17 protein-coding genes and 1 tRNA gene are annotated in these 20,075 nt (G+C 67.4%); 5 read left to right on the top strand and 13 right to left on the bottom strand.

What is annotated here, in order from left to right; genetic code table 11:
• Positions 1 to 81: 81 nt before the first annotated feature.
• A complete protein-coding gene (locus tag P7B02_RS07285; RefSeq protein WP_269714956.1) occupies positions 82 to 345 on the top strand; it encodes a DUF1150 family protein in 264 nt (87 codons plus the stop codon).
• 50 nt (positions 346 to 395) lie between these two features.
• On the opposite strand, the gene P7B02_RS07280 is transcribed toward P7B02_RS07285, so the two are convergent.
• From P7B02_RS07280 to P7B02_RS07235, 10 genes are all read right to left on the bottom strand, one after another.
• Entirely contained in the window at positions 396 to 863 is a 468-nt protein-coding gene (locus tag P7B02_RS07280; RefSeq protein WP_277785658.1) for a PTS sugar transporter subunit IIA, read from the bottom strand.
• 77 nt (positions 864 to 940) lie between these two features.
• Positions 941 to 1,600, bottom strand: a complete 660-nt coding sequence (gene hpf / locus P7B02_RS07275; RefSeq protein WP_277786005.1) for a ribosome hibernation-promoting factor, HPF/YfiA family — start codon at positions 1,598 to 1,600, stop codon at positions 941 to 943.
• Between the two features lie 49 nt (positions 1,601 to 1,649).
• Positions 1,650 to 2,261 carry an exopolysaccharide biosynthesis protein gene (locus P7B02_RS07270; RefSeq protein ID WP_277785657.1) on the bottom strand — a complete coding sequence of 204 codons (612 nt, stop codon included), beginning with the start codon at positions 2,259 to 2,261 and terminating at the stop codon, positions 1,650 to 1,652.
• 57 nt (positions 2,262 to 2,318) lie between these two features.
• The gene (rpoN, locus tag P7B02_RS07265; protein ID WP_277785656.1) at positions 2,319 to 3,815 is read right to left on the bottom strand and encodes an RNA polymerase factor sigma-54; all 1,497 of its coding nucleotides are present in this window, start codon (positions 3,813 to 3,815) and stop codon (positions 2,319 to 2,321) included.
• 126 nt (positions 3,816 to 3,941) lie between these two features.
• The gene (locus tag P7B02_RS07260; protein ID WP_277785655.1) at positions 3,942 to 5,150 is read right to left on the bottom strand and encodes an alpha/beta fold hydrolase; all 1,209 of its coding nucleotides are present in this window, start codon (positions 5,148 to 5,150) and stop codon (positions 3,942 to 3,944) included.
• Between the two features lie 103 nt (positions 5,151 to 5,253).
• Entirely contained in the window at positions 5,254 to 6,021 is a 768-nt protein-coding gene (lptB, locus tag P7B02_RS07255) for an LPS export ABC transporter ATP-binding protein (RefSeq protein WP_277785654.1), read from the bottom strand.
• A 10-nt stretch (positions 6,022 to 6,031) separates the two neighbouring features.
• Entirely contained in the window at positions 6,032 to 6,568 is a 537-nt protein-coding gene (locus P7B02_RS07250; RefSeq protein ID WP_277786004.1) for an LptA/OstA family protein, read from the bottom strand.
• Between the two features lie 41 nt (positions 6,569 to 6,609).
• A complete protein-coding gene (gene lptC / locus P7B02_RS07245) occupies positions 6,610 to 7,230 on the bottom strand; it encodes an LPS export ABC transporter periplasmic protein LptC (RefSeq protein ID WP_277785653.1) in 621 nt (206 codons plus the stop codon).
• Positions 7,231 to 7,239: 9 nt separating this feature from the next.
• Positions 7,240 to 7,857, bottom strand: coding sequence for a ribonuclease D (locus tag P7B02_RS07240; protein ID WP_277785652.1), 618 nt, complete (start codon positions 7,855 to 7,857; stop codon positions 7,240 to 7,242).
• Between the two features lie 84 nt (positions 7,858 to 7,941).
• Positions 7,942 to 8,028, bottom strand: a tRNA-Leu gene (locus tag P7B02_RS07235).
• Between the two features lie 148 nt (positions 8,029 to 8,176).
• On the opposite strand from P7B02_RS07235, the gene P7B02_RS07230 reads away from it, so the two are divergent.
• Entirely contained in the window at positions 8,177 to 9,139 is a 963-nt protein-coding gene (locus tag P7B02_RS07230; protein ID WP_277785651.1) for a complex I NDUFA9 subunit family protein, read from the top strand.
• 18 nt (positions 9,140 to 9,157) lie between these two features.
• Here the strand turns inward: P7B02_RS07230 and P7B02_RS07225 are convergent, their stop codons facing one another.
• Both P7B02_RS07225 and P7B02_RS07220 read right to left on the bottom strand, forming a co-directional pair.
• The gene (locus P7B02_RS07225) at positions 9,158 to 9,508 is read right to left on the bottom strand and encodes a DUF6481 family protein (RefSeq protein ID WP_277785650.1); all 351 of its coding nucleotides are present in this window, start codon (positions 9,506 to 9,508) and stop codon (positions 9,158 to 9,160) included.
• Between the two features lie 194 nt (positions 9,509 to 9,702).
• A complete protein-coding gene (locus tag P7B02_RS07220; RefSeq protein WP_277785649.1) occupies positions 9,703 to 10,896 on the bottom strand; it encodes a multidrug effflux MFS transporter in 1,194 nt (397 codons plus the stop codon).
• Positions 10,897 to 11,092: 196 nt separating this feature from the next.
• On the opposite strand from P7B02_RS07220, the gene P7B02_RS07215 reads away from it, so the two are divergent.
• A complete protein-coding gene (locus P7B02_RS07215) occupies positions 11,093 to 12,979 on the top strand; it encodes an FG-GAP-like repeat-containing protein (protein WP_277785648.1) in 1,887 nt (628 codons plus the stop codon).
• On the opposite strand, the gene P7B02_RS07210 is transcribed toward P7B02_RS07215, so the two are convergent.
• Positions 12,976 to 13,782 (bottom strand): undecaprenyl-diphosphate phosphatase, encoded by an 807-nt coding sequence (locus P7B02_RS07210; protein WP_277785647.1) that lies wholly within the window; start codon positions 13,780 to 13,782, stop codon positions 12,976 to 12,978. The genes P7B02_RS07215 and P7B02_RS07210 overlap by 4 nt on opposite strands.
• 243 nt (positions 13,783 to 14,025) lie before the next feature.
• On the opposite strand from P7B02_RS07210, the gene P7B02_RS07205 reads away from it, so the two are divergent.
• Positions 14,026 to 15,474 (top strand): NAD(P)-dependent oxidoreductase, encoded by a 1,449-nt coding sequence (locus P7B02_RS07205; RefSeq protein ID WP_277785646.1) that lies wholly within the window; start codon positions 14,026 to 14,028, stop codon positions 15,472 to 15,474.
• 5 nt (positions 15,475 to 15,479) lie between these two features.
• A complete protein-coding gene (gene gltB, locus P7B02_RS07200; protein WP_277785645.1) occupies positions 15,480 to 20,018 on the top strand; it encodes a glutamate synthase large subunit in 4,539 nt (1,512 codons plus the stop codon).
• The last annotated feature ends 57 nt before the right edge of the window (positions 20,019 to 20,075 follow it).

Genomic DNA, 20,075 nt, shown 5'->3' with positions numbered 1-20,075 from the left:
CCTGCCCTCGCCCGCACCGCGTCATGGCCGGCTGAACCGGCGGCCATGCGGCGCGTTGGAAATTTGAAGGAGGTGGTCGAAATGACGCCTACATTGCAAAACCCGGTCTTCTCGAACGAGGCTTTCGCCGCGCTGGGCGCGCCCGACCTCGTCTATGTCCGCCCGGTCAAGGCCGCGGAGGTCATCCCGGACGCCGATCCCGAACAGGCGCTGTCTTTGGACCCGGAGCAGACGCTCTACGCCGTATATCGCGCCGACGGCGCGCGTCTGGCTGTGCTCACCGACAAGGCGGCCGCCGTCGCCGCCGCGCTCGCCCATGAGCTGGCGCCGGTCTCGGTTCACTAAGGCTTGAAAGGCGGGCCGCGCTCACAGAGGGCGCGGCCCGATCTCGTTCGTCAGGCGGCGGAGCTGGCGAGCTCGCTGCCTAGGACGACATGGATGGCGTCGGCCGACTTGGCCTGACGAATCTGTTCGCGAATCTCCGGCTGACGCAGGAGGCGCGAGACGCGGGCCAGGGCCCGCAGATGTTCCGCGCTGGAGGCCTCCGTCGGAGCGAACAGGGCCACCATCAGATCGACCGGCTGGTCGTCCACCGCATCGAAATCGATCGGCAGCTCCAGACGGACCACCACGGCCCGCATGCGGTCCAGGCCCGACACGCGGGCATGCGGCACGGCGACGCCCTGGCCGACGCCGGTCGAACCGGCGGCCTCACGCTCCAGCAGGGCGTCCAGCGCTTCATCGGCGTCCACGCCAAAGGTGCGGGCGGCGATGTCGGCGATGACAGACAGGGCTTGGCGCTTGTTAGGCGCGCTGGCGCGCGGCGAGATGGCCCGCCGGTCCAGCAACTCTCCGATACTCATAGACTTAGAAAGCTCGCTCACGTCAGGCGGCCGACGCCCGGTCGAGAAACTCGGCCGGGCAAGAACGCGCAGACTGTCTACTGGGTCCCGGACGAAACGCCGTTATGTGCGGCGCCGTTCGAACGGCTCGAAGCATGCCCATTGGAGGTCCTTTCGGGATCGATCCAGCCGATGTTCCCGTCAGAACGTCGGTACACCACCGACAGACCGCCATGGGCGGCGTTCCTAAACACGATTGCCTGGCCTTCGGTCAAGTCCAACTCCATGACCGCCATAGAAACGGTCATCGTCTTAAGCTCGGCCTGTGTCTCGGCGATGACCATGGCGCTGGGCGCGCCCTGGTCGGCTTCGGCGAACCACTCCTCGTCGGCCTCGTCGTCCACATCGGGCGCACGCAAGATATAGAATTGCGCGGTTTCGGCGTTCTTGGCCGCAGCGGCGTTGGTATGGCTCTTCAGGCGGCGCTTGTAGCGCCGGATGCGCGTTTCGATCTTGGCCAGGGCCGCATCGAACGCCCCATGGGCGTCACCGCCGAGCGCGTGGCTCTGCAGTTGCTGACCGGAAGCCAGCAGCACCGAACAATCCACCCGGAAGGCGTGGCCTTCGCGGCTGACAACGATGTCGGCGTCGCCGCCGCGCTCGAAGTACTTGCCGATGCTGGAGGAGATTTCGTCGGTCACCCGCGTCCGCAGGGCATCACCGACAGCGACGTGTTTGCCTGAGATCTGGACTTGCATGAGCTTAGCGAACGCCTCCGTTTTGATACTGTCAAGCGGCGCCGCGGTCTTACGACCACGGCCAGAGATCGGCGATATGCCGAAGGCTCGCCACGACAACGCTTGCGCCCAAGACGAGCACGCACGCGCTGATGGCGGTGAGCAGGTACCCGGCGAGGGCGAAGACGCCGTCGCGCTGGATAAGCCCCAACGCAAACGCCGACACCGCCGCCGCAGGAAGCAGGTTTCCGAGCGGAATGGGTATGATCAGGATCAACGCCAGCGCCGTGCAGACCGCGCCGATCACACGGTCGCCCACCGGGCCGAACAGAAATTCCAGCCGCGGGCGGGAGACGTGCTCAACCTTCTCGAGCATGGGGATCAGCTTGCCGAAGGCGCCGCGCAGGTCGCCGCGCCGCAGGTTCTGATTACTGACCCGCTTGGGCAGCCAGGGATGCTCCGCGCCAAACGCCACCTGGGGCGACAGAAGCACCAGCGGCGCGCCCAGCACGGTGGAGGAGCCGGGAGGCAGGGGGAGCAGGTTGGGGGCCGAAAAGACAAGCAGCGCGGCCCCGAAGGCGCGCGGCCCGAACTCGTCCATGATTTCGCCGATCGAGACGCGCGGCTCGGGCCGATCGCAGATGATCTGCAGAACCTCGGAGAGCCGGTCGTTCTCTTCCATGCGCTAGTCCCGTGATGACGCCCTGAAGTTTCAGAACGCACACACAGGATGTGGGGTTCAGGCCAGCTCGCGCAACCGGCGTCTTCTTTCGACCGACGACGGAATCTTCAAGGCTTCGCGATACTTGGCCACCGTGCGGCGGGCGATATCGACGCCGGCCGCCTTCAGGATGTCCACAAGGGCGTCGTCGGAGAGGACTTCGGACTCCCGGCTCTCGCCGTCGATCAGCTGGCGGATCTTGTGCCGCACGCTTTGGGCCGAGTGGGCCTCGCCGCCGCCGGTGGAGGCGATGGCCGAGGTGAAGAAGAATTTCAGTTCAAAGACGCCTCGGGGCGTGGCGATGTATTTGTTGGAGGTCACGCGGCTGACCGTGGACTCGTGCATGCCGATGGCGTCGGCGACGGTCTTGAGATTCAGGGGCCGCAGGTGCTCCACCCCAAAGGCCAGGAAGCTGTCCTGCTGACGGACGATCTCGCTGGAGACCTTCAGGATGGTCTTGGCCCGCTGGTCCAGGCTCTTCACCAGCCAGTTGGCGGAGGACAGGCAGTCGGAGACGAAGGTCTTGTCCTGATCGCTGCGCGCGCCGCCGCTGATGCGGGCGTGATAGCGCTGGTCCACCAGCACGCGCGGCAGGGTCTCGGCGTTCAGCTCCACGTGCCACAGCCCGCCCATGCCTTCGCGCACATGCACGTCGGGCACCACGGTCTGGGCCGTCTCGCCGGTGCTGAAGGCGGCGCCGGGGCGGGGCGTCAGGGCGCGGACCTCGGCGATCATCTCGCGCAGGTCCTCGTCATCGACGCCGCAAAGGCGCTTCAGGTTCGGCAGGTCGCGGCGAGCCAGCAGGTCCAGGTTGTCCAGCAGGGCCGCCATGGCCGGGTCGTATCGGTTGCGGTCCTTGAGCTGCAGCATGAGGCATTCGCGCACGTCGCGGCACGCGACGCCGGCCGGCTCGAAGCCCTGGATGACGCTGAGAACCCCCTCGACCCGCTCGGCCGGGCAGCCCAGGCGGCCGGCGACCTCGTCGATTTCGGCCCGCAGATAGCCGCCCTCGTCCACGGCGTCGATGAGGACCCCGGCGATGGCCTGGTCGGCGGTCGGCAGGCCGGCGACGGCCAGCTGCTCGTGCAGGTGCTCCCAAAGGCTCTTCTCGCGGCCCGGGGCGCTGTCCAGGCCTTCGTCGCCTTCGAAGCTGCCGCCCCGGCCGGCCTTGGACCAGTCGATCTGGCCGCCGGTGGGTTCGGTGCCCGTCTCACCGGAATCGCGCTCCCCGGGCGAGGCGTCGGCATGGGTGTCGGAGGCGCCGCCATCCATGTCGGCGGCGGCCGCGCCGTCGGGAACGGCGTCCACCGCGTAGGATTCCGTCGCCGGGGCGGGGGCTTCGACCTCCACCTCGGCCTCGTCCCGTTGCAGGAGCGGGTTCTTTTCCAGCTCGGCCTCGACAAAGGCCTGCAGCTCGAGATTGTTCAGCTGCAGCAGCTTGATCGCCTGCTGCAGCTGCGGCGTGATGACCAGGCTCTGGCCCTGCCGGAACTCGAGTCTTGGGCCCAAAGCCAAGACAGCCTCCTACGAAACCTCGTAGGGACTAGATGCGGTCATCATGGTTAACGAGATGCTACCGCCTGCAAGGCTCGGGCCAGATGGAGGGCTTGCCGCCGGAAATCGGCCGTGCGGAGGGCAAGCTCAGGTCTCGGGCGAGGGCTGGTCCGGGAACAGGCGGTTCTCCCGCGTACGCTCCACCGCCGTGCTGATCGGCGCATCGGCCGGCAGAGCGCGCTGCACCCTCAAGGTGAAGTCGGCGATGATGTCGTTGTATTCCGCCGCCTGCTCCAACGGCCCCAGGTGATTGGAGCCGCGGACAACGCGAAATTCGGCCTTCGGATTGACCGAAGCGATGCGTTCGCTGGCCTCCAGCTTGGTGACGATGTCCATGTCTCCTCCCACCACGAGGGTCGGGGCATGAACGCGCTCGAGCGCGCCGTCGGCGTGCCAATGGAACATGGCCAGGTTGCCTTTGGCTTCGGCGGCGGGGGAGTTGCGGACCGCCAGGAGCGTCACATGCTCAAGCTGGCTGCGCGTCACTGAACGGCCAAAGCCGAGACGATGCGCCAGATGAGCCGAGCCGCTGAGATAGCCCTGCCAGTTGGCGAGCCAGGCCACGGGCTTCAGGATCACCGTCAGCTTCATCGCCTGCTCCAGCACGCCTTGGAGGCCGAGCAGCAGCTTGCTGAACACCATGGTGCGAAGAGGGTTCGTGAAGGTCGTATTGAGCAGGACGAGGCCCGCAAGCCGGCCTTGGAAATGCAAGTCGTCGCGAAGCAGGGTCTGGATCGTCATCCCGCCGATGCTGTGGCCGACGAGAACCGGCCGGCCGCCGGCGTGGTCGACGACCGCCTTGAGGTCCTCGGCGAAACCCTCCAGCGTGATTCCGCCTCGTCCGGGCTTGGACCGGCCAAGCCCCGGGAGGTCCCAGGCGACGAGCCGGAAACGGTCGCCCAACTGCGCCTTGGCGGCGCGCCAGAAGGTGCTGTCCATCCCCCAGCCATGGGTCAGGACGATGACGGGCGCTCCGGCGGGACCATAGGTCTCCACATGCAGGTCTGAGCCGCGCGGCGTCTGAAGCATGACGCCTCGGCCGTGATGATGCGCGTCGGGCCCGCCGTCATCCTTGCGGGCGAGGACAAAGAGCATCGGAAACCGGCCAAGAAGCGACCAGGCCAAAAGGGCCGCGCCGGTCCAAAGCCGCCAGTCCTCGCGAACCCGACGGGGCACGCCGTCGGGATCCAGCAGCTCCTCGCCTCGGGCGAAGGTCCATAGCAGGTAGATGGACGCGGCGAGCAGGCCCAGCGAGATCAGGCCCGCCAAGAATCGCAACAGATTGAAGGGCGGCAAGGCAAGGCTCCTGGCGATCCCGAGACGGGAACGCGGAGGCAACCTCACGGTCAGGCGGCTAGTTCCCGCAAGCGGTCTTCAAACGTGCGGCCGGTCCGGGCGGTCAGTCGTACAGATTGCCCAGATAGACGCGCCGGACCTCGGGGTTGCCGACGATCTCCTTGGGCGTGCCCTCGAACAGCACCTGGCCGCCGGCGATGATCGAGGCCCGGTCGATGATGTCCAGGGTCTCGCGCACGTTGTGGTCGGTGATCAGGATGCCGATGCCGCGGCTCTTGAGGTAGGTGATCACCTCGCGGATGTCGGCGATCGCCAGGGGGTCGATGCCGGCGAAGGGTTCGTCCAGCAGCATGAAGGACGGCTCGCCGGCCAGGGCGCGGGCGATCTCCACGCGGCGCCGTTCGCCGCCCGACAGGGCCACGGCGGCGGACTTGCGCAGGTGGCCGATGCGCAGCTCTTCCAGCAGGCGGTCGACGATGGCGCGCTGCTTCTTCGGATCGCGCTCGCGCATCTCGACCACGGCGAGGACGTTCTCCTCCACCGTCATGCCCCGGAAGATCGAGGCTTCCTGCGGCAGGTAGCCGACGCCCATGCGGGCGCGCTGGTACATGGGCTGGTCGGTGATCTCCTCACCATCCAGGAAGATGCGGCCGCTGTCGGCGGCGATCAGGCCGGTGACCATGTAGAAGCAGGTGGTCTTGCCCGCCCCGTTGGGGCCGAGCAGGCCGGCGACCTCACCCCGCTTCAGGTGCAGGCTGACGCCCTTGACCACGGGGCGGCCGCGGAAGGCCTTGGCGATCCCGTCGACATACAGGCCGTCCTTGGCGGGCGCGGCGGCGGACGCGGTCTTTGCGGCGGTGGAGAGGTTCACGTGTCGATGCTCAGCGCGCGGCGCCGGAAGCCGGCTTGCTTTCGGGGTAGAAGACGCCGCGCACGCGGCCCGGCTTGTTACGGCCGCTCACCGACGATTCCATCTTGGCCTCGCCGGTCTTGTTGTTCAGCGTCAGGCGCGAGCCGCGGGCCACGTTCTTGCCCTGAACCACGATCACGTCGCCGGTGACCACCACGGTGTCCTGGGCGGCGGTGTAGACGGCGCGGTCGCCGCGCACGGTCTGGTTCGGGGTCACGTAGTAGACCGGGCCCTCGGCTTCCAGCCGGTTGGTGTCGCCGCAGCGCGGACGCCCGTCCTCGCCCGTCCCGGCGCGCGGGTTGGCGTAGACCTTGATCACCGCGGCGCGCAGGCGCGTGGTCTCCTGCAGGGCCTCGGCGTCGCCGCGCCAGATGGTCAGGCACTGGCTGTTGATGACTTCGCTCTCATCGGCGGTGATGTCGATTGGCGCGCTGGAATCGCGCGAAATCTGCGCTTGCGCCGCGCCGGCCATAAGGGTCGCCGCAAGGCCGACCGCCGCCCACCGCATGATCACTCGCCGTTCCTCCGTCACAGGGTTTGAAACCCCTCTTAATCCTGATTGAGCCGCGCGCGAACCCTGCCGCGGAAGATCACCCGGTCGCCCTTGTCCTCGACCGTATAGCCGTTGGCGTTCAGCTGCGTCCCGGGGCCTTCGCCGCGCACCGGGCCCTGGCCCACGACGCGGCCGGCGCGAGTATCGACATTGGCCTCTTCCGCCGCGAAGCGGTAGCCGCCCGCGTCGCTGAACTTCACATCGCCCTGCAGCTTCAACGTCCGGTCGCTTTCGCGATAGATGCCGGTGCGCGCCGTGGCGCGCGTCTCCGACGGGCCGTTCATGGCCAGGCTGACGTCGGGCTGCTCCAGCTTGATGACATTGATGTCGTTGTCGTCCCGCGCGGCGCTCTTGGCGCTGATGCGGAAGGGGCGGCCCTTCTCGTCGCGGCCGAAGAAGCGTGGATTGGTCATGCGCACGACGGTCGACGCCTTTTCCAGCGAGGGCGTCTCCCGGGCGAAGGCGTTCCAGACCACCTGCGCGCCCAGCATCAGCACCAGCACGCCCGCCGCGGCGGGCAGGGCCCAGCGCAGGGTGCGCACCGTGCGCGAGCGTTTGCGCCAGCGCTGCAGGTCAGGCTGGGGCGAACGATCAGGCATGGCGGAGGCTGGGGTCATGAGCGGACCTTAGGCGTGGGCGAAGATGTCTGTCTCTTCCCAACCGGCGATGTCGAGCTTGGCGCGCGTGGGAAGGAAGTCGAAGCAGGCCCGGGCCAGTTCCGTGCGGCCCTCGCGGGCCAGCATCGCGTCAAGGCGCGTCCTGACCACATGCAGGTGCAGAACGTCGCTGGCGGCGTAGGCCAACTGCTCGGGGCTCAGGGTCGCCGAGCCCCAGTCTGAGCTCTGCTGGGCCTTGGACAGCTCCACCCCGGCGCATTCGCGGACCACATCCTTCAGGCCGTGGCGGTCGGTGTAGGTGCGCGCCAGCTTGGAGGCGATCTTGGTGCAGTAGACCGGCGTGGTGGTCACGCCCAGGTGCAGGTCGAACATGGCGATGTCGAAGCGGCCGAAATGGAAGATCTTCAGGACCTTCGGATCGGCCAGAAGCGCCTTGAGATTCGGCGCGTCATAGGTCGGGCGGTTCAGGCGGACGATATGGGCGTCGCCATTGCCGTCGGAAATCTGGACCACGCACAGCTTGTCGCGCCCCAGGCGCAGACCCATGGTTTCGGAATCGACGGCGACTGAAGTCGCGCCCGCGAAGACGTCGGCGGGCAGGTCGCCTTCATGAAGGAAATTGGCCAAGGGTCTCGAATGCTCCGGCGGTGTTGGCGCTCTATATAGCGCGCCGCCGGTTTGGCGCCCGCTCTTTTAGGTAGAAAAGAGCGATGGTGCCCAGGAGAGGACTCGAACCTCCACGGCCGTTAAGCCACTGGCACCTGAAGCCAGCGCGTCTACCAATTCCGCCACCTGGGCCCGCTCCGCATCCACCGGATCGGCGCGAGGCCGGGACCTTTAGAGAAGGCTTTTCGGCGCGTCAACACGTAGCTTCACGAAAAAGCATCTCCGTTGCGAATAACCGCCGGGTCGGGTATCCCGCGCCCGACAAACAAAGGGATTTCCCATGCAAGGCTTGGTGACGGTTTTCGGCGGCTCGGGGTTCATCGGGACCCAGGTGGTCCGCGCCCTGGCCAAGCAGGGCTGGCGTGTCCGCGTGGCGGTCCGTCGTCCGCACCTGGCTTTCCGCATGCGCATGCTGGGCGATGTCGGCCAGATCCAGGTGGTCCAGGCCAACATCCGCAACGGCGCCTCGGTGGCTCGCGCGCTGGAAGGCGCCGAGGCCTGCGTCAATCTCGTCGCGGTGATGCAGGAGCGCGGCCGCCAGGGCTTCCTCAGCCTGCACGCCACCGCCGCCGGCAAGGTGGCCGAGGCCGCCAAGGCCGCCGGGGTCCAGCGCTTCGTGCATATGTCGGCCCTCGGCGCCGACGCGCAGTCGCAATCCAAGTACGCCCGCACCAAGGCCCTGGGCGAGGAAGCCGTCCGCGCAGCCTTCCCGAGCGCGGTGATCGTCCGCCCGTCGGTGGTCTTCGGTCAGGAAGACGGCTTCTTCAACATGTTCGCCCGCATGGCGTCCCTGGCGCCGGCCCTGCCGCTGTTCGGCGGCGGCGAGACCCGGTTCCAGCCGGTCTTCGTGGGCGACGTGGCTCAGGCGGTGGCGCTGGCGGCCACCAAGCCGGAGCATGCCGGCAAGACCTTTGAGCTGGGCGGCCCGGCCGTCCTCAGCTTGAAGGACATCCTGGAGCTGGTGCTGCGTGAAACCGGCCGCGGCCGCGCGCTGCTGCCCGTGCCGTGGTTCGTGGCCAAGCTGATGGGCTCGGCCGGCGATCTGGTCTCCGGCTTCATCCCCGCGCCGATCACCAGCGATCAGGTCATCCTGCTGCAAAGCGACAACGTCGTGTCGGGCGCCCGGCCGGGTCTGGCCGAGCTGGGCGTGTCGCCGACGACGGTGGAGGCGATCGTTCCGACCTACCTCTATCTCTACCGCAAGGGCGGCCAATACGCCCCGCTGCCGGAAGGCGCGCTCTAGGACGCGCCTTCGCCTCGGCTAGTGGCGAGCCTTGCGCGCCGCGTAACGCGCATCGCGCTTGGCCTTCTGCTCAGCCGCGGTCAGGGCCTTGCGTTCCTTGCGCTGGGCGCGCTTGGCGGCCAGGGCCTCCTCGGCCAGGGCCTCTTCGGCCTGGCGCGCGGCTTCCTCGGCTTCAGCGGCGGCTTGCTTGGCGAGGGCCTTCTGGTCGGCGCGCGCCTGGCGCACGGCCTCGACCTCCGCTTGACGGATCGCCTCGCGCTGCTCGAACAGCGGGTCGGTGACAGCGGCCTTGGGCTTCAGTTTGGCCACCAGGGCCTGGCGGGCTTCGGCGGCGGTCTTCAGGCGATCTGCGAAGTCGACATTCTTCATGCGTGAGTGGGGTCCTTTGATAGGGGTCGGGGCTCGCGTGGCGCGGGTGCGTCACGTGATGAGAGTCGAAGGGGATCAGGGCTGGCCCGGTTGCGCGATCAAGGATCAAGCGCGGCGGGGCAGTCGGACCGAAACGTCATTCAACGCCGCCCCTATAGCGCCAAACGGGCCTTTCCACAAACGTGGCCGTAAGCCTAGCCGCCGGCGGGTTCGCGAAGCGACAGCTGGGCCAGGGCGAAGGACGTCACGGCGCAGGCGGTGATGCCGGCCACCATCGACAGCGGCTTGCCGTCGGCGAACAGGCCGGCGGCGGCCATGGTCGCCGCCCCGATCGTCACATGGATCGCGCCCATCAGGGCCGAGGCCGCGCCCGCGATGCGGCCGTGCGCCTCCATGGCCAGCACCCCGGTGGTCGGCATGACCAGGCCCAGGAACCCCCAACCCACGAACAGCAGGCCGCTCATGACCGGCAGGCTGCCGAGACCCGTGGCGAAGAGGGCGGTCAGCAGCACCATCGAGACCGCGAAGCCCGTCACCGCCATGCGCACCAGCCGCGCCAGGCCGAAGCGCTTCGACAGCATTCCCGTGAACTGGGCGGCGGCGAAGAAGGCGGCGGCGTTGAACGCGAAGAAGATGGCGAAGGCGCTGGGCGACAGGCCGTAGTGGTCGATGATCACGAAGGACGAGTTGGCCACATAGACGAAGAAGGACGACACGCCGAACGCGCCCACCAGCACGACGGACAGGTAGCGGCGGTCCTTGAGGAGCTGGCTGTAGCTGATCAGGGCGCCCGCCCAGGAGCTTTCGTTGCGGGCCTCGGCGGGACGCGTCTCCTTCATCACGAAGATCGACAGCAGCAGGCCGACGACCGCGGCGATGGCCGTGGCCCAGAACACCCCGCGCCAGCCGGCGACAGCGATGACCGCCCCGCCCACCGAAGGGGCCAGGATGGGGGAGATGCTGAACACCAGCATCAGAAGCGACATCAGCCGCGCCGCGTCAGGCCCGGTGTAGAGGTCGCGGACCACCGCGCGCGGCACCACCGACCCGGCGCAGGCGCCCACCGCCTGCACCACCCGGAAGGCGATCAGCGCCTCGATGGTCGGCGCCAGGGCGCAGCCGATGCTGCCGATGATGAACAGCACCAGGCCGAAATAGAGCGGCGTCTTGCGGCCGATCATGTCCGACAGCGGGCCGTAGATGAGCTGGCACACCCCCGAGGCGATGAAGAAGGCCATCAGGCTCATCTGCACCGCGGCCGGATCGGCCCGCAGGCTGGCGCCGATGGAGGGCAGGGCCGGCAGGTACATGTCGATGGCGAACGGCCCGATCGCCGAGATCAGGCCAAGAACGACGGCGAGGCCGAGAAACTGGCGGCTCGTGGCCATGACTATCCCCTGTTGAGAATGACGCTTCCCGGGAAAAGGCGCGTCAGCGGCGGCCGCGTCCCGACGGCGCCCGGACGCTAGCTAGGTCGAACAGGCCTTCGGCTCAAGTCGTCTTGGCCGAGACCCCCCAATCAGGGCTCCCGGCGAATCAGTATGTGACGATAATGACGCTCGTTGAACCGTGGGAGGGACGGCCATGGCCGGTTTTACGTTCACCGATTTCACCCTGCCGGTGCGCAGCGGATACTCCACCGCCAGCAGCCATGAGGTCGCCTTGGCCGACTTCAATGGGGACGGCAAGCTGGACGTCGTTCTGTCCTACTTCCTTTACCCTCTCGAAGACCGGGGCGTGCCGATCCGGGTGCTGACCGGCGACGGGACCGGGAAGTTCGTGGACGGCACGTCCAGCCTGTTCGCCAACCCGCCGGTGACGGTCCACGGCCGCCAGATCATCCTCGCCGACTTCAACAGGGATGGGCGCTCGGACGCGTTCTTCGCCGACCATGGTCTGGATGCCGCGCCGTTTCCCGGCGCAAGGAACGCGCTTTTCTTGTCGCAAGGGGCCTCGGGCCTGACAAATGCGGTGGCGGGCCTGCCTGCTATCGCCGACTTCAGCCATTCCGCCGCCGCCGGCGATGTGGATGGCGATGGCGACATCGACCTTTTCGTGGGCAATCAGGGTGATGGGGAAAAGTACCCGTACATTCTGCTGAACAACGGCGCTGGCGGTTTCACGGTGCAGCGCAGCGGTCTTCCGACGACGCTTCACAGTGGCGACCCGGGCATAACCACCAGCACCTTCTTTGATGCTGATCGGGACGGGGATTTGGATCTCTTCCTCGGACCTTGGGATCCGAGAAGCCGGCCCGCGGTGATCCTCGAGAACGACGGCAAGGGGAATTTCCTACGTACCCTGACGACCATTCCCATCCCGGCGCATGGAACTTCGGAGAATGTCATCGACAGCCATGCCGTCGATATCAACGGCGACGGCGCGCTCGACCTTGTGATCAATACCGTAGTCGATTTCTTCAGCGTCGGCTCAATCCGTTTCTACATCAACGACGGGACCGGAAAGTTCACCGACGAAACAGCCTCGCGCTTGCCAAGCCGAAGCGCTGAAGGTTGGAACACGCGGGTCCAGTTCGCCGATATCAATGGCGATGGAAAAGTGGACATGCTCGTGTCGAACGGCACGTCACGCCCGGTCTTCCTTAACGATGGTACGGGAAAATTCATCCAGACCGCCGAAGGCTATCTCCCGGGAGCTGGCCAATATGATCAATATCATGCCGCAGATCTCAATGGCGACGGGCGGATGGACATCTTCTCCGTGCGTGGCCTGTACAACGGCAATGAGCAGTTCCGCGTCTATCTCGCCAGCCCGCCGGAGCCGCTGAACGCCGCGGTCACCACCGCCATCAGTTCAATCCTTCGCGGCTCCAACAATGCCTTGGCGACCGACCTCTCGGCCAAGGTCTCGGCGGGGACCCTGACTCAGGCGGCGGCGATCGCCGAGATCGTCAAGGCGGCGGATCAGACGACGTCTGTGGCGACGCTCAGCTATCTGTTCTTCACCGGCAAGATCCCAGGTTCGGCGGGGATCGACTATCTGGTCTCGGCCTCGGGGCCCAACCCGAACAATCTGAACTCCGCCTACTTCCAGTCCTTCAATCTGGAGAACCGCTACATCAATTTCGCGGTGAACCTGGGTCGGGACGGGGAAGGCAAGGCCGCCTTCCAAGCAGACTACGGCTCCTTGAGCCTCTTTGACGCCACCCGAAAGGCCTATGCCGAAATCTTCGGCCGTGCGCCCACCGACGCCCAGCTGACCACCATGCTGTCAGGCGGCCGTGACGCCTACTTCGCCAGCTACGGCGGCGACGGCCTCACCGGTCAGGGAACCAAGGCGGCCATGGTCGGCTGGCTGCTGGCCGAAGCCGAGAAGGCGGATCTGGGCGTCATGGCCCGCTCCAACGCCGCCTGGCTCACCGACCTGGCCGACGGCTCGGCCCCCTTCGCCATCGACATCACCGCCGCAGGGACCGGCTACTACAAGCCTGAGTTCGTGTTCGGGGGCTAGCGGGCCGGGAAGGTCGCCAGAAGGATCAGGCCGATCGTCCCGACCACCACCCGCCAGATGGCGAACGGCATGAAGCCGTGGCGGGTGATGAAGTTCAGCACGCTGCGGACCACGAACACGGCGGAGATGAAGGCCGCCACGAAGCCCAGGCCGATGATGCCGGCGTCGTCCAGGCTGAGCAGGTCGACGTTCTTGTAGAGGTCGTAGGCGAAGGCGCCGGCCATGGTCGGCATGGCCAGGAAGAACGAGAACTCCGCCGCCGAGCGCTTGTCGCACTTCATCAGCAGGCCGCCGGCGATGGTGGCGCCCGAGCGCGACACGCCGGGGACCAGCGCCACGGCCTGGCAGAAGCCGATGATCAGGGCCGTCTTCAGCGAGAACTGGGTCACGTCGGTGTAGCGCGGCTCGACTTTCATGCGGTCCAGCAGGCCCAGGATGACCCCGCCGATGATCAGGTTGATGCAGATGAGCCCCGGAGACTCGTAGAGCACGGTCTTGATGAAGTCGTGGGCCGCCACGCCGATCAGCACCGCGGGAATGACGCCCAGGATGATGGCGGCGATGAAGCGGCGGCTCGCCGGGTCCTTCGGCGCGGTGATCAGCAGGGTCCAAAGGCGCGTGAAATAGACGCTGACGATCGCCAGGATCGCGCCGAGCTGGATCAGCACCTCGAAGGTGTTGCCCGTGCTGTTGAAGCCCAGGAAGTGGCCGACCAGCAGCATGTGGCCGGTGGAGGACACCGGGATGAACTCGGTCAGGCCTTCGATCAGGCCCAGCACGATGGCGATCAACCAGTCCGGCATTTCAGGCTCCTCCGATGGGCCGTCAGGCGTGGCCCGATAAGGTAAACAGGACGTTTAGTCCAAAAACTTTACTGATAATGACTCGCATGTGACGATTTCCGCCTTTGGGGGCCTGTGCGTCGCGGAATAATGGTCAACTATAGAGACAATGCTGTTTTCCCTGCATTGAACCGCACGTAAGACCCTGCCGCGCGCAAGGTTATGCCTCTGTGAGGCCGCGCGCACGTGGACAAGGGGATGATCATGGCCGAACGCATGTTGAAGTTCACGGTGACGCCGCGGCGGATGCCGGAGAAACGCGACGCTGCTCAGCGTTCGGACGATTTCCTGGAGATCTACGCCGACTTCATTGACGCCAAGGCGACGGAGCAGGCTTCGCGCTGCTCGCAATGCGGCGTTCCGTTCTGCCAGTCGCACTGCCCCCTGCACAACAACATCCCCGACTGGCTGCGGATGACGGCCGAGGGGCGGGTGCAGGAAGCCTATGACCTGTCGCAGGCCACCAACGCCATGCCGGAAATCTGCGGCCGCATCTGCCCGCAGGACCGCCTGTGCGAAGGCAACTGCGTCATCGAGCAGTCCGGCCATGGCACGGTCACCATCGGGGCGGTGGAGAAGTACCTGTCGGACAAGGCCTGGGAGGAGGGCTGGGTGCGCCCGCTGGTCGCCGGTCCGACCCGGGGCCAGTCGGTGGGCGTCGTCGGCGCCGGTCCGGCCGGCCTGGCGGCCGCCGAGCGTCTGCGCGAGGGCGGCTATGACGTGGTGGTCTATGACCGTCATGACCGCCCCGGCGGCCTGCTGATCTACGGCATCCCCGGCTTCAAGCTGGAGAAGGACGTGGTCGAGCGCCGCACCCGCCGTCTGGCTGATGGCGGCGTCGTGTTCCAACTCGGCTTTGAGGTCGGCAAGGACGCCACGCTCGAACAACTGCGCGCGCAGCACGACGCCGTGCTGATCGCCACGGGCGTCTATGCCGCCCGCGACCTGACCGCGCCGGGCGCCGGGTCGAACGGCGTGGTCGCCGCGCTCGACTATCTGATCGCCTCCAACCGCCAGAGCCTGGGCGACGAGGTGGCCGAGATCGCTTCCGGCCAACTGAACGCCGAGGGCAAGGACGTGGTCGTGGTCGGCGGCGGGGACACCGCCATGGACTGCGTCCGCACCGCCATCCGCCAGGGCGCCAAATCGGTGTCGTGCCTCTATCGCCGTGACAAGGCCAACATGCCCGGCTCCATGCGCGAGGTGGCCAACGCCGAGGAGGAAGGCGTCCACTTCGAATGGCTCGCCGCGCCCAAGGCGGTGAAAGGCGACGCGGACGCCGTCACCGGCGTTCATGCCGCGCGCATGCGCCTGGGCTCGCCGGACGCCTCCGGCCGTCAGTCGCCCGAGGAAGTTCCCGGCGGTGATTTCGACAAGCCCGCCCAGCTGGTGATCAAGGCTCTCGGCTTCGAGCCGGAGAACCTGCCGCAACTGTGGTCGGCCCCCGATCTGAAGGTCAGCCGCAGCGGCACGGTGCGGGCCGATTTTCGCACCCAGATGACCAATCTCGACGGCGTGTTCGCCGCCGGCGACATCGTGCGCGGAGCCTCCCTCGTGGTGTGGGCGATCCGCGACGGCCGCGACGCCGCCGACTCCATCCATTCCTACCTGACGGCCAAGGCGAGCGCTCCGGCGCTGGCGGCGGCGGAGTGACGACCATGAGCGACGTTCTCGACCTCTATTTCGCCAACCGCCAGCGTCTGATCGACGGCCACGCCTATGACCCGCGCAGCGAGCGCGACAACTGCGGCGTGGGCCTGGTCTGCGCCATCGACGGCCAGCCGCGCCGCGAAGTCGTCGAACTGGCGATCAAGGCCCTGAAGGCCGTCTGGCACCGGGGCGCGGTGGACGCCGACGGCAAGACCGGCGACGGCGCAGGCATCCTGCTGTCCGTTCCGCAGGACTTCTTCGCCGACCAGGTGCGCCGCACCGGCCACGCCCTGCGTCCCGGCCCGATCGCCGTGGGCCAGGTCTTCCTGCCGCGCACGGACCTGGGCGCCCAGGAGGCGGCCCGAACCATCGTGGAAAGCGAGGCCCTGCGCTTCGGCTTCTACATCTATGGCTGGCGCCAGGTGCCGGTGAACACCGCCGTCATCGGCGAGAAGGCCAACGCCACGCGCCCGGAGATCGAGCAGATCATGCTCGCCGCTCCGGAGGGCCTGGAGGGCGAGTCCCTGGAGCGCGCCCTGTTCCTGTGCCGCAAGCGCATCGAAAAGCGCGTGGCGGCCTCGAACCTGAACGGCTTCTACCTGTGCTCCTTCTCGGCCAAGTCCCTGATCTACAAGGGCATGTTCCTGGCCGAGCACATCAACGAGTTCTATCCCGACCTCAATGATGAGCGCTTCGCCGCGGCCGTGGCGATCTTCCACCAGCGCTACTCGACCAACACCTTCCCCGAATGGCGCCTGGCGCAGCCGTTCCGGATGCTGGCCCACAACGGCGAGATCAACACGCTGAAGGGCAACGTCAACTGGATGAAGAGCCACGAAATCCGCATGGCCGCCCAGGCCTTCGGGGATTTCGGCGAGGACGTGAAGCCCGTCATCCAGCCCGGCGTGTCCGACAGCGCGGCGCTCGACAACACCTTCGAGGTGCTGGTCCGCGCCGGCCGCGACGCGCCCATGGCCAAGGCCCTGCTGATGCCGGAAGCCTGGAACGGCAAGACCGAGGAGCAGATGCCCGCCTCGCACCAGGCGCTCTATTCCTACTGCAACGCCGTGATGGAGCCGTGGGACGGCCCCGCCGCCGTCTGCGCCACCGATGGCCGCTGGGTCGTGGCCGGCAAGGACCGCAACGGCCTGCGCCCGCTGCGCGTCTCCTACACCGATGACGGCCTGGTCATCATGGGCTCCGAAGCGGGCATGTGCGGCGTGGCCGACACCCGCATCGTCAAGAAGCTGAACATCTCGCCGGGGCGGATGATCGCCATCGACCTGGCCAACGGCCAGCTGTTCAGCGAGGACGAGATCATCGACGAACTCGCCGAGCGCCACCCCTACACCCAGTGGCTCGGCAACATCCGCGATCTCGACAAGGAGATCGGCCCCGGTCCCGAGCCGCGCCGCTATGGCCGCGAGGAGCTGGTGCGCCGGCAACTGGCCGCCGGCCTGACGCTGGAGGACCTGGAGATGGTCCTCGCCCCCATGGCCGAGGACGGCAAGGAAGCCGTCGGCTCCATGGGCGACGACACGCCGCTGGCGGTGCTGTCGGAGAAGTACCGGCCTCTGAGCCACTTCTTCCGCCAGAACTTCAGCCAGGTGACCAACCCGCCCATCGATCCCCTGCGCGAGACGGGGGTGATGAGCCTGAAGACGCGCTTCAAGAACCTGGGCAACATCCTGTCCGAGGACGAGGCGCAGACCGATGTGTTCGTTCTGGAAAGCCCGGTCCTGACCACCGGGATGTACGAGCGCATCGTGCCGGTGATCGGCGAGAAGAACGTCGCCCTCGTCGATTGCTCCATGCCGATCCCGGTTGCGGAGGCGCGCCCCGGCGACGCCCTGCGCGCCAATCTGGAACGCATCCGAGCCGAGGCCGAGGACGCCGCCCTGCGCGGCTGCTCGACCATCGTCCTGAGCGATGAGCAGGCCGGCTCCGACCGTGTCGCCATGCCGATGATCCTGGCCACCGGCGCGGTCCACGCGCACCTGGTCGGCAAGGGGCTGCGCTCCTACGTCTCGATCATCGTCCGTTCGGCCGAATGCCTGGACACGCACTATTTCGCGGTGCTGGTCGGGGTCGGCGCCACGGCGGTGAACGCCTATCTGGCCCAGGAAAGCTTCCAGGACCGCCTGGAGCGCGGCCTGATCGGCGAGCGGACCCTTCGCGAGGTCTGCCTGAACTTCAAGACGGCCATCGAGGGCGGCCTGCTGAAAATCCTGTCCAAGATGGGCATCAGCGTCATCTCGTCCTATCGCGGCGGCTACAACTTCGAGGCCGTCGGCCTGTCGCGCGCCATGGTCGCCGAGTACTTCCCGGGCATGCCGTCGCGCATCTCGGGCATCGGCCTGGCCGGTCTGGAGACCAAGGCGGTGGAGCTGCATCGCAAGGCCTGGGACGCTTCGGCCATCACCTTGCCCGTGGGCGGCTTCTACAAGGCCCGCCGCTCGGGCGAGGCGCACGCCTTCGAGGCGCGCATGATCCACACCCTGCAGCACGCCTGCGACACGGGCGATTACGGGGCCTACAAGCGCTGGAGCGAGGGACTGCGCGGCTTCAAGCCGATCCAGCTGCGCGACCTGCTGGACTGGCGTTCGGACCATGCGGCGATCAGCGTCGACGACGTCGAGAGCGTCAACGAGATCCGCAAGCGCTTCGTCACACCGGGCATGAGCCTGGGCGCCCTGGCGCCGGAAGCGCACGGCGTGCTGAACATCGCCATGAACCGCATCGGGGCCAAGTCGGTCTCGGGCGAGGGCGGCGAGGATTCCGCCCGCTACCGCCCGCTGCCCAACGGCGACAATCCCAACAGCGCGGTCAAGCAGGTGGCCTCCGGCCGGTTCGGCGTCACGGCCGAATATCTGAATCAGTGCCGCGAGATCGAGATCAAGGTGGCCCAGGGCGCCAAGCCCGGCGAGGGCGGGCAGCTGCCCGGCTTCAAGGTCACCGAGATGATCGCGCGCCTGCGCCATGCCACTCCGGGCGTGATGCTGATCAGCCCGCCGCCGCACCACGACATCTATTCGATCGAGGACCTGGCCCAGCTCATCTATGACCTGAAGCAGATCAATCCGGTCGCCCGGGTGACGGTGAAGCTGGTCTCCATGACCGGCATCGGCGCCATCGCCGCCGGGGTCGCCAAAGCAAAAGCGGACGTGATCCTGATCAGCGGCAATGTCGGCGGCACGGGCGCCTCGCCCCAGACCTCGATCAAGCACGCCGGCGGCCCCTGGGAGATGGGCCTGTCGGAGGCCAACCAGGTCCTGACCCTGAACAACCTGCGCCACTCGGTGATGCTGCGGGCCGACGGCGGCGTGCGCACCGGCCGCGACGTGGTGATCGCCGCCATGCTGGGCGCCGAGGAGTTCGGCATCGGCACCGCGTCCCTGATCGCCATGGGCTGCATCATGGTGCGCCAGTGCCATTCCAACACCTGCCCGGTGGGAGTCTGCACCCAGGACGAAGCCCTGCGCGCCAAGTTCACCGGCAGCCCGGAGAAGGTCATCAACCTCTTCAGCTTCATCGCCGAGGAGGTGCGCGAGATCCTGGCGTCCTTGGGCTTCAAGTCCCTGCAGGAGATCGTCGGCCGCACGGACCTGCTGCAGCAGGTCAGCCGCGGCGGCGAACACCTGGACGACCTCGACCTCAACCCGCTGCTGGTCCGCGCCGATCCGGGCTCCAACAAGCCCTACTGCACGGTGGAGGGCCGCAACGCGGTGCCGGACACCCTGGACGCCCAGATCGTCCGCGACGCCGCGCCGCTGCTGGAGCGGGGCGAGAAGATGCAGCTGACCTATACGGTCCGCTCCACCGCCCGGACCATCGGCACGCGGACCTCCAGCCACATCGTCCGCAAGTTCGGCATGAAGGGCCTGCCCGCCGGGCACCTGACCCTGCAGCTGCGCGGTTCGGCCGGCCAGAGCCTGGGGGCCTTCGCGGTCCAGGGTCTGCGCATCGAGCTGACCGGCGAGGCCAACGACTATGTGGGCAAGGGCCTGTCCGGCGCGACCATCGTCGTGCGTCCGGGCTCGCACCTGGCCCGGCCGGAAGACAACGCCATCCTCGGCAACACCGTGCTCTACGGCTCCACCTCCGGCCGGCTGTTCGCCGCCGGCCAGGCGGGCGAGCGCTTCGCGGTCCGCAACAGCGGCGCGACGGCGGTGGTCGAGGGTGTCGGCGCCAACGGCTGTGAGTACATGACCGGCGGCCAGGTGGTGGTGCTCGGTCCCGTGGGCGGCAACTTCGGCGCCGGCATGACCGGCGGCATGGCGTTCGTCTATGACCCGAACGACCGGTTCCCCCCTCTGGTCAATCCGGAGAGCGTGGTGGTCCAGCGCCTGGCCTCGCCGCACTGGGAAGGCGTGCTGCGCTCGCTTGTGTCAGAGCATGCTCAGGAGACCGGTTCGCCCCAGGCCAAGGCCTTGCTGCGCGACTGGGAGCACGTGAAGGGCGGCTTCTGGCAGATCTGCCCGAAGGAAATGGTGGGCCGTATCTCCCATCCCCTCGTGGCCGAGGAAAAGGCGCACGAGCGGGCCTAGGGTCGATCCGCCGCCGGCGCCCCTGTGCGCCGGCGGCGAGTCCGTCTACCTCTGCTT

Origin of the sequence: Caulobacter segnis, from assembly GCF_029543125.1 — a bacterium.
Lineage (GTDB): Bacteria > Pseudomonadota > Alphaproteobacteria > Caulobacterales > Caulobacteraceae > Caulobacter > Caulobacter segnis_D.
This window is presented reverse-complemented; position numbering and strand designations above follow the sequence as displayed.